The following is a 13,614-nucleotide window of genomic DNA, read 5'->3' as shown; positions in this document are numbered from 1 at the left end:
CGGCGGACCCCCCCACCCCCGCCCCGCGCCCCCCCCCCGCCGGGGGGGGCCCCCACCCCGGGGGCCCCCGTTGCGGGTCCCGGGGTGCCCAAAACCCCGGGGGCCCCCCCCCCCCCGGGGCGGCCCCCGACGAGCGTGTGCGGCCAGGGCGTCGAAGGTATTGACGGCCCACCTCAGAAACGTACACTCCCAGTGTAAATACTGGCGGCTGCCGGGGGGACGGGTGATGGAGCAAGGGCTCGCACTGCACCACATCGGAGTCCGCTTCGGCGGGCTCACCGCCCTCGACGACGTCTCGCTGCGGGTGCCGCCCGGCCGGGTGGTCGGCGTGATCGGTCCCAACGGGGCCGGCAAGACCACGCTGTTCAACGTCGTCTGCGGCTTCGTCACGCCGGACGAGGGCTCGCTGAGCCTCGACGGCCGGCCGCTGCGGCCGCGCCCGCACCGGTTGAACCGGCTCGGCGTCGCCCGCACGTTGCAGGGCACCGGGCTCTTCGCCGGGCTAACCGTGCTCGAGAACGTGATGACCGGGGCCACCCACACGGCCCGCGCCGGCTTCCTCGCCGCCCTGCTGGGCCTGCCCCGCAGCGACCGCGACGAGCGCCGGCTGCGCCGGCACGCCCTCGACGTCCTGGACACCCTGGGCATCGCCGGGCACGCCGACGCCGCGCCGGGCACGCTGCCCTTCGCCGTACGCCAGCGGGTCGCCCTGGCCCGCGCGCTGGCCGCACGCCCCCGGCTGCTCCTGCTCGACGAACCCGCCGGCGGCCTGGGCGCCGACGACATCGCCGAGCTGGCGGAGCTGATCCGGGGACTGCCCCGACGCGACACCGACCCCTGCGCGGTGCTGCTGGTGGAGCACCACATGGACCTGGTGATGTCCGTCTGCGACGAGATCGTGGTGCTCGACTTCGGCCGGGTGATCGCCGCCGGCACCCCCGAGCAGGTACGCGACGACCCGGCGGTCGCCGACGCCTACCTCGGCGCCGCCGTCGACGAGGCCGCGGCATGAGCGGCGGGGCCCTGCTCGAGGTACGCGGCCTGGCGGCCGGCTACGGCGGCGCGCCGGTGCTGCACGGCATCGACCTCACCGTGCCGCAGGGCGCCATCGCGGCCGTCGTCGGCGCCAACGGGGCCGGCAAGACCACCCTGCTGCGCACCCTCTCCGGCATGCTGCGCCCGACCGCCGGCCGGGTCCTCCTGGCCGGCGAGGACCTGCGCGGCGTCGCGGTGGAGCAGCTCGTGCGGCGCGGCATGGCCCACGTCCCGGAGGGCCGTGGGGTGGTCGGCGAGCTGACGGTCGACGAGAACCTGCGCCTCGGCGGGCTGTGGCGGCGCGACCGGGCCGACGCCGCCCGCGCCCTCGACGAGGTCTACCAGCTCTTCGAGCCGCTGGCCCGGCGGCGGCGCCACCACGGGCACCAGCTCTCCGGCGGCGAGCGGCAGATGCTCGCCCTCGGCCGGGCGCTGGTCGGCCGGCCCCGCCTGCTGCTGCTCGACGAGCCGTCGCTCGGCCTGGCGCCGCGGGTGGTCGCCCAGACCATGGCCCTGCTGCGCCGGCTGCGCGACGACACCGGTCTCACCGTCCTGCTGGTCGAGCAGAACGTGCGCAGCGCGCTCTCGATCGCCGACGAGGGCGTGGTGATGTCCCTGGGCCGGGTCGTCACCACCGCCCCGGCCGGCCGGCTGCGCGACGACGCCGACCTCCGGCACGCCTACCTCGGCTTCTGAACCCCTCGTCCCCGCAAGGGAGGACCGTTGGACCGCTTCGTCTTCCTCACCCTCGACGGCCTGTCCAGGGGCGCGGTCCTCGCCGCGTTCGCCCTGGCGCTGGTGCTCATCTGGCGGGCGGCCAGGATCGTCAACTTCGCCCAGGGCGCGATGGCCGTCGCCACCGCGTACGTGGCCTACAGCGTCTCCACCGCGACCGGCTCGTACTGGCTGGGCTTCCTGGCCGCGCTGGCCGCCGGGCTGCTGCTCGGCGCGGCGGTCGACCTGGTCGTCATGCGCTTCGTCGACCACGCCTCGCCGCTCAACCCGGTGATCGTCGCGCTCGGGCTGGTGCTGCTGATCCAGGCCGTCCTCGGCATGGCGTACGGCAGCGAGTTCCTGCCCGCCGGGACGCCCTTCTCCCGCAGCCCGTTGACCGTGGGAGGCGTCGCCGTCCTGTCGCCGTACGACCTGTTCGTCTTCGCGGCGGTCGCGGTGGTGGTCGTGGGGCTCGCCTGGACCTTCACCCGCACGGCGGTGGGCCTGCGGATGCGCGCGGCGGCCTTCGCCCCCGAGGTGTCCCGGCTGCTCGGGGTGAACGTGGGCGGGATGCTCACCCTCGGGTGGGCGCTGGCCTCCGTCGTCGGCGCGCTGGCCGGCATGCTGGTCATCCCCACCGAGCTGGGCCTGCACCCGCACGCGATGGACCTGGTCTTCGTCTCGGCGTTCACCGCCGCCGTGGTGGGCGGACTGGACAGCCCACCGGGGGCCGTGGTCGGCGGCCTCGCGGTCGGGCTGCTGCTCTCCTACGTCAGCGGCTACGCCGGCAGCGACCTCACCCCGCTCGCGGTGCTGGTGCTGCTGCTGACCGTGCTGCTGGTCCGTCCCGCCGGGCTCTTCGCCCCGGTCGCGGCGAGGCGGGTGTGAGCGCCACCCGGGCGGCGACCCCGCCGGGCACGAGGGCGCGCGCCGGCGGCACGCGTCCGGCCGGGACCCGACGCGGCTCGACCCTGCTGCGCCACCTCGCTCTCGCGGTCGTCGCCGCGCTGCTGCTGGTGGCCGCGAGCTACGGGCTGGAGCCGTTCCGCAACTTCCAGCTCGCCACCGTGGCCGCCTACCTGTGCGCCACCGCCGGGCTGACCGTCCTCACCGGGCTCAACGGGCAGCTCTCGCTGGGGCACGGCGCGCTGATGGCGACCGGCGCGTACACCGTGGCCCTGTGCCAGAACGCCTTCGCCGACGCCGGGATGACCGGCGGCTGGCTGCTGCCGGTGTCGCTGGGCGCGGCCGTCCTCGCCGCCCTCGCGGTGGGCGCCGTGGTCGGGGTGGCCGCCGCCCGGCTGCGCGGGCCCTACCTGGCCGGCGTCACCCTGGCCGTCGCGGTCGTGGTACCGGCGTTGGCCGTCACCTTCGACGGCGTCCTCAACGGCGAGCAGGGGCTCGCGGTGCCGGTCGAGCCCCCGCCGGCGGCCCTCGGCCCCTACTTCCCCTACGAGCGGTGGCAGCTCTGGGTCACCGCGGCGGCCACCCTGCTGGCCCTGCTGCTGCTCGCCAACCTCGTACGCAGCCGGTACGGCCGCACCTTCCGGGCGGTCCGCGACGACGAGGTCGCCGCCCGCCTCGCCGGCATCCACGTCGCCCGCACCCAGGTTCTCGCCTTCGTGGTCAGCGCGGCCGGCGCCGGGCTCGGCGGCGCCCTGCTCGCGGTCCTCGCGCAGAGCGTGTCGCCCGGGGCGTTCTCGCTGACGCTGTCGCTGTTCCTGTTGATGGCGGTCGTCATCGGCGGGCTGGGCAGCCTCGCCGGTGCCGCGTGGGGCGCCGTCCTGCTGGTCGTCCTGCCCGACCTGACGCACGCCGTCACCGAGCAGCTCACCCTGTCGCCGGCGCTCGCGCAGCGGGTCGAGGGCAACCTGCCCCTGGCCATCTTCGGGCTCACCCTCGTCGTCGTCATGATCGCCGCTCCCGGCGGCGTGCAGGGCCTGCTGTCCCGGCTGGCCCGGACCTTCTCCGCGCGCCGGGCGGGCCGACGGCGGCCGTGAGCCGTCCCGGTCCGGGAGCCCGCACCCGCCCCACCCGAACACCCGTCCCCACCACCACCGCACCCCACCACCACCGCACCCACCACCAACCGGACCGAGGAAAGGTCGGTGTCTGACATGACACGAACGGCACGGCGCGGCCTCGCGCTCGCCACCGCCATCACCCTGCTCGTCACCTCCGCTGCCTGCACCGGGGACGACGGCGGCGGCCGGGGAGCGGTCCCCGGCGTCACCGACACCGAGATCGTGGTCGGCACGCACATGCCGCTCACCGGTCCGGCCTCCGCCGGCTACTCCAAGATCGCCCCGGCGACGAAGGCGTACTTCGACCACGTCAACGCCAACGGGGGCGTGCACGGCCGTAAGATCACTTACAAGATCATGGACGACGGCTACAACCCCGCGAACACCCAGCAGGTGGTACGCCAGCTCGTCCTGCAGGACAAGGTCTTCGCGATCCTCAACGGGCTGGGCACGCCGACCCACACCGGCGTGCTCGACTTCCTCAAGAGCAACCGGGTGCCCGACCTCTTCGTCGCCTCCGGCAGCCGCAGCTGGGACCAGCCCGACCGCTACCCGGGCACGTTCGGCTTCAACCCCGACTACACGGTGGAGGGCAAGATCCTGGCCCACCACGTGAAGACCAGCCTGCCGGGGCGCAAGGTCTGCTTCCTCGGCCAGGACGACGACTTCGGCCGGGACAGCCTCGTCGGCGTGGAGAAGGTGCTCGGCGCCGACGCCGTCGTGGCGAAGCAGACGTACGTCACCAGCAACACCAACGTGGCGCCCCAGATCGGCGCGTTCAAGGCGGCCGGCTGCCAGGTCGTCATCCTCGCCACCGTGCCCGGCTTCACCGCCCTGGCCGTCGGTACCGCCGCCCGGCTCAAGTTCCAGCCGCAGTGGCTGGTCTCCAACGTGGGCGCCGACCACCCGACGCTGGCCAAGCAGCTCGGCGCCAACGCCGGGCTGCTGGAGGGCATGGTGGGCGCCAACTACCTGCCGATGGCCACCGACGCCGCCGACCCGTGGGTCCAGCTCTTCACCAGGATCAACAAGGAGTACAACGGCGACGCGCCCTTCGACGGCAACACCGTCTACGGCATGGCGGTCGGTTACCTCTTCGTGCAGGTGCTCCTCGCCGCCGGCAAGGACCTCACCCGCGAGGCGGTCACCGAGGCCGTCGCCAAGGGCGGCTACCAGGGGCCCGGGCTGGCCCCGCTGCGCTACTCCGACACCGACCACTCCGGCTACGGCGGGCAGCGGCTGACCCGGGTGAGCGGCGGGACGCAGGCCTACTTCGGGCCCACGTACGAGACGGACGAGGGCGACGGGCCGGTACGCGAGCACACCGCCGCGCCGGTGGCGCCGCCGGCCAACGGGGTGCCGACGGCCTCCTGACCGGTCGTACCCGGCGCGGACCGGGCGTGGCGCGTCGGCCCTCCGGCCCGCCCCGCCCGGTCCGGGCTGGGCGGGGCGGTCACCCGGCGTGCCAGACGGGCTCGCGGGCCGCCGGCAACTGACGGCGTCCCGGGAGCCCGGCCGGGCCGGGTCAGCTCAGCCGCTCGATAACCATCGCCATGCCCTGCCCGCCGCCGACGCACATGGTCTCCAGCCCGATCTCCCGGTCGTGCCAGCGCAGCGAGTTGATCAGTGTGGTGGTGATCCGGGCGCCCGTCATGCCGAACGGGTGGCCCACCGCGATCGCGCCCCCGTTGACGTTGAGCCGGTCCCAGTCGACGCCCAGCTCCCGGGCGCTGGGCAGCACCTGGGCGGCGAACGCCTCGTTGATCTCGACGAGGTCGACGTCGTCGATCGACATGCCGGCCCGCCGCAGCGCCTGCCGGGACGCCGCCACCGGCCCGAGCCCCATGATCTCGGGGGAGAGGGCGCTCAGGCCGGTGGAGACGATCCGGGCCAGCGGGGTGACGCCCAGCTCCCGCGCGCGTACGTCGGACATCACGACGAGCGCGGCGGCACCGTCGTTGAGCGGGCAGCAGTTGCCGGCGGTCACCGTGCCGTCGGGCCGGAACACCGGCGGCAGGGCCGCCACCGCCTCCAGGGTCACCCCGGCACGCGGCCCGTCGTCGGCGCTCACCACCGCTCCGCCGGGCACGGTGACCGGGGTGATCTCCCGGGCCCAGAAGCCGTCGGCGATCGCCTTCTCGGCCAGCAGCTGCGACCGTACGGCGAACTCGTCCTGGCTGAGCCGGGACACCCCGCGCAGGTGCGCCACGTTCTCGGCGGTCTGCCCCATCGCGATGTAGACGTCCGGCAGTTCGCCGTCCTCGCGCGGGTCGTGCCAGCCCGGCAGTTCACCCGCCGCCCTGATCGCGGTGCGCGCCAGGGCGTCGGCGAAGGCCGGGCTGGTGGTGCCGGGGTGCCCGTCGGCGCGGCCCCGGTCGTAGCGGGAGACGCACTCCACGCCGACCGAGAGGAAGGCGTGGCCCTCGCCCGCCCGGATGGCGTGCAGGGCCATCCGGGTGGTCTGCAACGACGACGAGCAGTAGCGGTTGACGGTCGTGCCGGGCAGGTGGTCCAGCCCGAGCAGGGTGCCGACGACCCGGGCGAGGTTGTGTCCCTGCTCGCCCGCCGGCTGCCCGCAGCCGAGCATCAGGTCGTCGATCTCGCGCGGGTCGAGCGCCGGCACCTGGTCGAGGGCGGCCCGTACGACGGTGGCGGCCAGGTCGTCGGCGCGCAGGTCGCGCAGGGAGCCCTTGTGCGCGCGGCCGATGGGTGACCTGGCGGCGGCGACGATGACGGCTTCGGGCATGGGAGCGTCCTCTCGGGGGAGCGAACTATGTGCATCGACAGTGCGGTTACCGCAGCGCGCTGTCAATGGAATGTGAGGCGTCCATCGATGTTCCGTCGTTGACGAGCATCGAAGCCACTTCTAGTATCTGCATCGTGAATGCAGATACGGGGCGACTCGTGGGCCGGGTCGCCCTGGTCACGGGCGCCAGTCGCGGCATCGGCCTGGCCATCGCCCGGCGACTCGTCGCCGAGGGCGCCCGCGTGGGGCTGACCGCGCGCCACCCGCAGGCCCTGGCCGAGGCGGTCGAGGCGCTCGGCGGGCCCGCCCGCGCCGTGGCCGTCGCCGGCCGGGCCGACGACGCGGGGCACCGCCGGGCCGCGGTCGACGCCGTGGCCGAGGCGTTCGGTCCGGTCGACGTGCTGGTCAACAACGTGGGCATCAATCCGGCGTACGGGCCGCTGGTCGACCTGGACCTGGCGGCGGCCCGCAAGATTCTCGACGTCAACCTGGTCGGCACGCTCGGCTGGGTGCAGCAGGTCGCCGCGGGGATGGGCGAGCGGGGCGGCTGCGTCGTCAACGTGTCCTCGATCGCCGGGCGCACCCCGTCGCCCGGCATCGCCTTCTACGGGGTGAGCAAGGCCGCGGTCGACCACCTCACCGCGTGCCTGGCCGTCGAGCTCGCCCCGAAGGTCCGGGTCAACGCGGTCGCGCCCGCCGTGGTGAAGACCCGCTTCGCCGCGGCGCTGCACGAGGGCCGCGAGGAGGAGGTCGCCCGGGCGTACCCCCTGAAGCGCCTCGGGCTGCCGTCCGACGTGGCCGGCGCGGTCGCCTTCCTCGCCTCCGACGACGCGGCCTGGATCACCGGGCAGACCGTCGTCCTCGACGGCGGGGTCAGCCTCGCCCGGTCCGTCGGATGACCGGCCTGGCTAGACTCGGCGCGGCGGTGCGGGCGACGTGACGGCGAGGAGGCGGGCGCAGATGGGCGGTGCCGAGGCTCCGGTCCGGGTCGACGGCCGGACCGCCCGGGCCGAGCGCACCCGGGCGGCGATCGTCGAGGCGCACCTGGCGCTCATCTCCGAGGGCGACCTGCGGCCGACCGGCGAGCGCATCGCCGAGCGGGCCGGCATCTCGTTGCGCACGCTCTGGACCAACTTCAAGGACATGGAGACGCTCTTCGAGGCCAGCGGCGCGGAGCTGCTCCGGCAGCAGGACGCCGCCCACCGCCCGATCTCGCCGGCGTTGCCGCTGGCCAGGCGGATCGACGCGTACTGCCGGCAGCGGGCGCGGCTGCTCCAGCTCATCGCGCCGTCGGCCCGCGCCGCCCAGATGCGCGAACCGGTCTCCGGGCAGCTGCGCCGCAACCGCCTCAAGCACACCGAGCGGGTCCGCGACGAGGTCGAGCAGCTCTTCGCCGCCGAGCTGGAACTGGCCGGCCCGGACCGGGAGCAGTTGGTGCACGCCCTGGTGGCCGCGAGCATGTGGCCGGCCTGGTCGATGCTGCGCGACGGGCTGGGGCTGGGCGTGGACCAGGCCCGGGCGGTGATGGCCCGTACGGTGGCGGCCCTGCTGGCCGGCGTCGCTCCCCGCTGACACGGTCGGCGCACCGGTCTTTCCATCGGGCGGCCGATAGGTGACACTCGATGCATGGTTACTGCATTGTCAGTGCAATTAACCGTGCTGCGTGGCCGGGGCGAGGAGTGTGCCGCGATCCGGCACCTGCTGGGCGTACTGCCCACCGGTGGCGGGGGAGCGCTGCTGATCCAGGGCGAGCCGGGATCCGGCCGCACCGCCCTCGTCGACTACGCGCACCGGCACGCCGAGGGCTGCACCGTCCTGGCCGGCACGGGCCTGCGCGAGGAAGCCGGCCTGCCGTACGCCGGGCTGCAACGGTTGTTGGATCCGGTGCTCGAGCGGGCCGACGAACTCCCGGAGCAACAGCGGCGGGTACTGCTGCGGACGCTGACCGGTGCGGGCTGCCCCGCCCACCGGCGCCTGGCGCTGTCCCTGGCCGTGCTCGGCCTGCTCACCGCCGCCGCGCGGGAACGCCCGCTGCTCTGCACGATGGACGACGTGGACCAGGGCGACCAGCCCACCGCCGACGTGCTGGCGTTCGTCGCCCGCCGCCTGCGCCGGTCGCGGGTGGCCGTCCTGCTCACCACCGCCGCGGACGTGCCGCTCGACGGGATGGCCCGCCACCGGCTCCGTCCGCTCGACGACCGCGACAGCCTCGCCCTGCTCACCGACCGGTTGGCCGGCCGCCCACCCGCTCCGTCCGTGGCCGCCGCGCTCGGCGCGGCGGCCGGCGGCAACCCGCAGGCCCTGGTCGACCTGGCCGGGGTGCTCACCCCGGGCCAGTGCCGCGGGGAGGAGCCGGTACCCGAGACGCCGCCGCCCGACGGCGGGCTGGGCCGCGCCTACCGCGCCCGGCTGGACCGGTTGCCGGCCGACACCCGCCGCGTCCTGCTGCTCGCCGCGCTCGACGAGGACGGGGAGCCGGGCACCCTGCTCCGGGCCGCCCGGATCGCCGGCACGGCCGTCGAAGCGCTCGCGCCGGCCGAACTCGCGGGCCTGGTCCGCGTCGAGCCGCACCGCGTCACGTTCCCGCAGCCCCTCGTCCGGACCGTGGTCCGGGCCGCCGCGCCACTGGCCGAGCGGCGCGCGGCGCACCTGCTGCTCGCCCGCGTGCTCGACGGGGCCGGGCACCGGCTGCGTCGGGCGGGGCACCTCGCCGCCGCCGCGCAGGGTCCCGACCCGGCCCTGGCCGCCGAACTGGAGCAGGCGGCAGCCGAGAGCGGGGCTGCGGCGACGGCGGCCTCGGCGGCGCTGCACCGGGCCGCCGAACTCAGCGACGACCCGGCGCGCGCCGCCGCCCGGCTCGTGGCCGCCGCCCGGTACGCCTGGTCGGCCGGCCGGGCACACCGGACCCGGCTGCTGCTGGGCGGCCTGCCCGCCGCCGTGGACGCCACCGTGGCGGGGCGGGCGGGCCTGCTGCGCGGGGAGCTGGAACTGCGCGCCGGGCACCCCCGCTCCGCGCTCACCACCCTGCTGGCCGCCGCCGACACGCTGACCGCCCCGGACACCGCCTCGACCGGCACGGACACCGGGCGGGCCGCCCCGGACACCGCGTGGACCGCCATGGGCCGCGGGCGGGCCGCCACGGTGGCGTCCACGGCGGCGGGCGCGGACCAGGCCGGCGCGGACGGCGCGGGATCCGGCGACCGCGCGCTGGCCCTCGGCGCGCTGGTACGGGCCGGCGAGGCCGCCTGCTTCGCCGGCGACCAGTACCGCTACGCCGAGGTGGCCCGCAGGGCGGAGCTGTTGCGCCGCCCCGGTGACCCGCCCGCGACCGAGCTGCTGAGCGCGTACGTCGCCGGGACGGCGGCGACCCTGCGCGGCGACCACGAGCAGGCCGGGCCCGCCCTGCGCCGGGCGGTCGTCCTCGGTGGACAGCTGACCGGGCCGGCACTGACCCCGGGGGCCCTGACCTGCGCCGCCTCGGCCGGTCTGCTGGTGGCGGTGGACGGGGCGGCGCACCGGCTCGCCGCGCGGGCCGTCGAGCTGGCCCGCGAGCGGGGCGAGCTGTCCGCCCTGCCGCGTGCGCTGGAGCTGCGGGCGTCCGCCGAGTACTGGCTGGGCCGGCACGACGCCGCCATGGACAGTTCCCGGGAGGGGCTGCGGATCGCCCGGGACACGGGTCAGGACAACTGGGCCGGCGTACACCTGGGAATGCTGGCGGTGCTGGCCGCCGTCCGGGCGGACCGCGAGACCGCCCTGCACCGGATCCGCGAGATCGGCGAGGACGCGGGCGCGCACAGCCGGCCCCGTGCCCTGGCGCAGTGGGCGCTGGCCGTGCTCGACCTGGTCGACAACCGACCGGCCGCCGCCGCCGCGCGACTGGCCGCGCTCGCGTGCCCCGGCACCGGCCGGGGACAGGTGCTGGTCCTTGTGATGGCCACCCCGTACCTCGTGGAGGCGGCCGCCGCCGTCGCGGACCGGCCGGCGGCCGGCGCCGCCCTCGCCGTCTTCGACCGGTGGGCCAGCAGCACGGCGAGCCCGTCGCGCCGGGCCCTCTCCGCCCGCTGCCACGGGCTGCTCGCGCCCCGGGGCAGCGCCGAGGCGGAGCAGGAGTTCCGCACCGCGCTGCGGCTGCACCCCACGGCCGCCGGCGCGTTCGAGCGGGCCCGCACCGAGCTGCTCCTCGGCCGGGAACTGCGCCGCAGCCGCCGACCGCGCGCGGCCCGCGAGCACCTGCACGCCGCCCGGGAGGCGTTCACCCTGCTCGGGGCGGGCGTCTGGGCCGACCAGGCCACCACGGAGCTGCGGGCGGCCGGCGAGTCCGTCGGCCCGCCGGAGGAGTCGGTGGCGCGACTGCTGACCGGCCAGCAGCTCCGGATCGCGCAACTGGTCGCCGAGGGCGCCACCAACCGGGAGGTCGCGGCCCGGATGTTCCTCTCCACCCGTACGGTCGACCATCACCTGCGCAACATCTTCCACCGGCTCAACATCCGCTCCCGCACGGAGCTGGCCCGCGCCCTCCCCTGACCCCGCCGCTGCCTCCCCGCCCTCCCCTCCCCGCCCTGAGCGGAGGCGGGGTGGGTGGGGAGGGGCGGGGCGGGTGTCAGGGGGTGGGGAGGACTATCGTGCGGGCGCCCTCGCCGCGGGACATGCGGGCGAAGGCGTCGGGGGCGCCGTCGAGGGTGGTCCGGTCGGTGATCAGGTAGCCGAGGTCGAGGGTGCCGTCGAGCACGGCCCGGGCGAGTTCGGGCAGTTCCCGGTCCGGGTCGGAGGAGCCGTAGACCGAGGAGCGCAGGGTCCGGGCCGAGTGGAAGATCTCCAGCGCGCCCAGCCCGACGATGTCGTCCTTGGCCCCCATGCCGATGACGGTCACCTGCCCGCCCCGGCGGGTCACCCGCCAGGCGGTGCGGATCGTGGTCGACCGCCCGACGCACTCCAGCGCGTGGTCGACGCCCCGCCCCGCCGTGCGTTCCCGGATCGCCCGGTTGAGCGACTCGTCGGCGAGCAGGAACTCGGTCGCCCCGGCCGCGGTGGCCAGCGCCGCCTTGCTCGCCGAGACGTCGACGGCGAGCACCTGGTCGGCGCCGGCGGCCCGCGCGGCGGAGACGACCGACAGCCCCACCCCGCCGAGGCCGATCACGACCACCGATTCGCCGGGCGCGACCTGCGCCGTACGCCGGACCGCGCCGACGCCGGTGACCACGGCGCAGCCCAGCAGCGCCGCCGCCTCGAAGGGCAGCTCGGCCGGCACCGGGATGACGGCGTTCTGCGGCACCACCACCTCCTCGGCGAGAGCGCCGAGGCCGAGCGTGACGTGCAGCGGCTCGCCGGCCGGTGTCCGTCCCCGGGGGACGGAGGGCCCGCCGGTGCGTTCGCAGAGCCACGGCTCGTCCCGCCCGCAGTACCAGCAGTCGCGGCACGGCGGAGCCCAGTTGAGCACCACGTGCGCGCCGGGCGCGACCCGCGTGACGGCGTCGCCGACCGCGACCACCACACCGGCCGCCTCGTGCCCCAGCACCAGCGGGTACGGCGGCGCGAGCGTGCCGTCGACCATGGACAGGTCGGAGTGGCAGACGCCGGCGGCCCGGATGCTCACCCGTACCTCGTGCGGGCCCGGGGCGGGCAGTTCGATCTCCTCCACCCGCAGCGGGGCGCCCACGCCGCGTGCGACCAGCGCCCTCATCGCTGGATGGCCTTCACCTGGAGGAACTCCTCGAGCCCGTACCGGCCCAGCTCCCGGCCGAGGCCGGACTGCTTGTAGCCGCCGAACGGGGCGAGCGGGTTGAACGGGGCGCCGTTGACGTCGACCGCGCCGGTGCGCATCCGCCGGGCGACCCGAAGCGCCCGCTCCTCGTCGGCCGACCAGACCGCGCCGGCCAGCCCGTAGCGGGAGTTGTTGGCGATGGCCACCGCCTCGTCCTCGTCGTCGAACCCGATGACCGCGAGCACCGGACCGAAGACCTCCTCCTGGGCCAGTGCGCTGTCGGGGTCGACGTCGGCGATCACCGTCGGCGCGACGAAGAACCCCCGCTCCGGCAGTGGGGCGTCGGGCCCGCCGGCGACCAGCCGGCCCCCGTCGGCCAACCCGCGCGCGACGTGCTCGCGGACCCGTTCCCGCTGCGCGGCGGAGACCAGCGGTCCGAGCCGGGTGGCCGGGTCGAACGGGTCGCCGAGCCGGTAGCCCGCCGTGGCCCGGGCGGCCAGGTCGAGGGCCTCGTCGTAGCGGTCGCGGTGCACCAGCAGCCTCGTCCAGGCGGTGCAGGTCTGGCCGGAGTTGGCGAACGCGTTGCCGACCCCGACCTTCACGGCCGTGGCCAGGTCGGCGTCGTCGAGAACCACGTTGGCCGACTTGCCGCCGAGTTCCAGCGCCACCCGGGCGATGCGGTCGGCGGCGAGGTGGGAGATGCGCCGCCCAGTGGCCGTCGAACCGGTGAAGGAGACCATGTCGACGTCCGGGTGCGCGGCGATGGCCTCGCCGACGACCGGGCCGGTGCCGGTGACCAGGTTGACCACCCCGGGCGGAAAGCCGGCCTCGTGGATCGCGTCGAAGAGCAGGTACGCCGTCAGCGAGGTCAGCTCGCTCGGCTTGAGCACCACCGTGCAGCCGGCGGCCAGGGCGGGGGCCAGCTTCGCGACGACCTGGTGCAGCGGGTAGTTCCACGGGCTGATCGCCCCGACCACGCCGACCGGCTCCCGGAGCACCAGCGAGTTGCCGACGGTCTCGTCGGCCGGGGGACGGGCGGCCAGCTCGACGTAGCTGCGCAGGACGGTCAGCGGCAGGCCGGCCTGGACCCGGGTGGCCACCTTCAGCGGGGTGCCCAGCTCCAGGGCGACGGTGCGGGCGATCTCGTCGGCCCGGGCGGAGAGGGCGGTGTGCAGCCGGTCCAGGCACGCGGCCCGTTCGGCGGGCGCGGTGTCGGCCCAGCCGGGAAAGGCGGCCCGGGCTGCCGCGACGGCGCGGTCGACGTCGGCGGCCGTACCGGCCGGGACGGCCGCGAAGACCTCCTCGGTCGCCGGGTTGCGCACCGCGACGGTCTCCCCGGCGCCGGCGGCGACCCACTCGCCGTCCAGGTAGAAGTCGGTCCGTGCGAGATCCAT

The 13,614-nt window shown here is 76.0% G+C and carries 11 protein-coding genes; 8 read left to right on the top strand and 3 right to left on the bottom strand.

Annotated elements, in window-relative coordinates:
• Positions 1 to 226: 226 nt before the first annotated feature.
• The 5 genes from ACGFIR_RS29280 (at position 227) to ACGFIR_RS29260 (ending at position 5,147) form a co-directional block, all read left to right on the top strand.
• Positions 227 to 1,012 carry an ABC transporter ATP-binding protein gene (locus ACGFIR_RS29280; protein WP_393008061.1) on the top strand — a complete coding sequence of 262 codons (786 nt, stop codon included), beginning with the start codon at positions 227 to 229 and terminating at the stop codon, positions 1,010 to 1,012.
• On the top strand, positions 1,009 to 1,731 hold the full coding sequence (locus ACGFIR_RS29275; protein WP_393008063.1) for an ABC transporter ATP-binding protein: 723 nt from the start codon (positions 1,009 to 1,011) through the stop codon (positions 1,729 to 1,731). Before ACGFIR_RS29280 ends, ACGFIR_RS29275 begins: the two co-directional genes overlap by 4 nt.
• 27 nt (positions 1,732 to 1,758) lie before the next feature.
• Positions 1,759 to 2,637 carry a branched-chain amino acid ABC transporter permease gene (locus ACGFIR_RS29270; RefSeq protein ID WP_393148447.1) on the top strand — a complete coding sequence of 293 codons (879 nt, stop codon included), beginning with the start codon at positions 1,759 to 1,761 and terminating at the stop codon, positions 2,635 to 2,637.
• Positions 2,634 to 3,749: a branched-chain amino acid ABC transporter permease gene (locus tag ACGFIR_RS29265; RefSeq protein WP_393148445.1), complete on the top strand. Its 1,116-nt coding sequence runs from the start codon at positions 2,634 to 2,636 to the stop codon at positions 3,747 to 3,749. Before ACGFIR_RS29270 ends, ACGFIR_RS29265 begins: the two co-directional genes overlap by 4 nt.
• A 117-nt stretch (positions 3,750 to 3,866) precedes the next feature.
• A complete protein-coding gene (locus ACGFIR_RS29260; protein ID WP_393008069.1) occupies positions 3,867 to 5,147 on the top strand; it encodes an ABC transporter substrate-binding protein in 1,281 nt (426 codons plus the stop codon).
• A gap of 151 nt (positions 5,148 to 5,298) precedes the next feature.
• Here ACGFIR_RS29260 and ACGFIR_RS29255 read toward each other — a convergent pair whose 3' ends face one another.
• Complete coding sequence (locus ACGFIR_RS29255) at positions 5,299 to 6,519, bottom strand: acetyl-CoA C-acetyltransferase (protein ID WP_393148443.1); 1,221 nt, start codon at positions 6,517 to 6,519, stop codon at positions 5,299 to 5,301.
• Positions 6,520 to 6,653: 134 nt separating this feature from the next.
• Between ACGFIR_RS29255 and ACGFIR_RS29250 the strand changes: the two genes are divergently transcribed.
• From ACGFIR_RS29250 to ACGFIR_RS29240, 3 genes are all read left to right on the top strand, one after another.
• Entirely contained in the window at positions 6,654 to 7,418 is a 765-nt protein-coding gene (locus ACGFIR_RS29250; protein ID WP_393148441.1) for an SDR family oxidoreductase, read from the top strand.
• A gap of 61 nt (positions 7,419 to 7,479) precedes the next feature.
• Positions 7,480 to 8,091 (top strand): TetR/AcrR family transcriptional regulator, encoded by a 612-nt coding sequence (locus ACGFIR_RS29245; protein ID WP_393148439.1) that lies wholly within the window; start codon positions 7,480 to 7,482, stop codon positions 8,089 to 8,091.
• 54 nt (positions 8,092 to 8,145) lie between these two features.
• On the top strand, positions 8,146 to 11,043 hold the full coding sequence (locus ACGFIR_RS29240; RefSeq protein ID WP_393148437.1) for an AAA family ATPase: 2,898 nt from the start codon (positions 8,146 to 8,148) through the stop codon (positions 11,041 to 11,043).
• A gap of 76 nt (positions 11,044 to 11,119) precedes the next feature.
• On the opposite strand, the gene ACGFIR_RS29235 is transcribed toward ACGFIR_RS29240, so the two are convergent.
• A complete protein-coding gene (locus tag ACGFIR_RS29235) occupies positions 11,120 to 12,199 on the bottom strand; it encodes an alcohol dehydrogenase catalytic domain-containing protein (RefSeq protein WP_393148435.1) in 1,080 nt (359 codons plus the stop codon).
• Positions 12,196 to 13,614, bottom strand: coding sequence for an aldehyde dehydrogenase family protein (locus ACGFIR_RS29230; RefSeq protein ID WP_393008077.1), 1,419 nt, complete (start codon positions 13,612 to 13,614; stop codon positions 12,196 to 12,198). The genes ACGFIR_RS29235 and ACGFIR_RS29230 overlap by 4 nt, the downstream gene beginning before the upstream one ends.

This window comes from Micromonospora sp. NPDC049051, assembly GCF_043197575.1.
Taxonomy (GTDB): Bacteria; Actinomycetota; Actinomycetes; order Mycobacteriales; family Micromonosporaceae; genus Micromonospora.
Note: the sequence above shows the minus strand (reverse complement) of the source record. Positions and strands in the feature narration are given on the sequence as shown.

Excerpts from the sequence above, each read along its gene's own strand:
- ACGFIR_RS29280 (WP_393008061.1), top strand. The coding sequence starts at position 227 with ATGGAGCAAGGGCTCGCACTGCACCACATCGGAGTCCGCTTCGGCGGG.
- ACGFIR_RS29275 (WP_393008063.1), top strand. The coding sequence starts at position 1,009 with ATGAGCGGCGGGGCCCTGCTCGAGGTACGCGGCCTGGCGGCCGGCTAC.
- ACGFIR_RS29260 (WP_393008069.1), top strand. The coding sequence starts at position 3,867 with ATGACACGAACGGCACGGCGCGGCCTCGCGCTCGCCACCGCCATCACC.
- ACGFIR_RS29255 (WP_393148443.1), bottom strand. The coding sequence starts at position 6,519 with ATGCCCGAAGCCGTCATCGTCGCCGCCGCCAGGTCACCCATCGGCCGC.
- ACGFIR_RS29245 (WP_393148439.1), top strand. The coding sequence starts at position 7,480 with ATGGGCGGTGCCGAGGCTCCGGTCCGGGTCGACGGCCGGACCGCCCGG.
- ACGFIR_RS29240 (WP_393148437.1), top strand. The coding sequence starts at position 8,146 with ATGGTTACTGCATTGTCAGTGCAATTAACCGTGCTGCGTGGCCGGGGC.
- ACGFIR_RS29235 (WP_393148435.1), bottom strand. The coding sequence starts at position 12,199 with ATGAGGGCGCTGGTCGCACGCGGCGTGGGCGCCCCGCTGCGGGTGGAG.
- ACGFIR_RS29230 (WP_393008077.1), bottom strand. The coding sequence starts at position 13,614 with ATGGATCTCGCACGGACCGACTTCTACCTGGACGGCGAGTGGGTCGCC.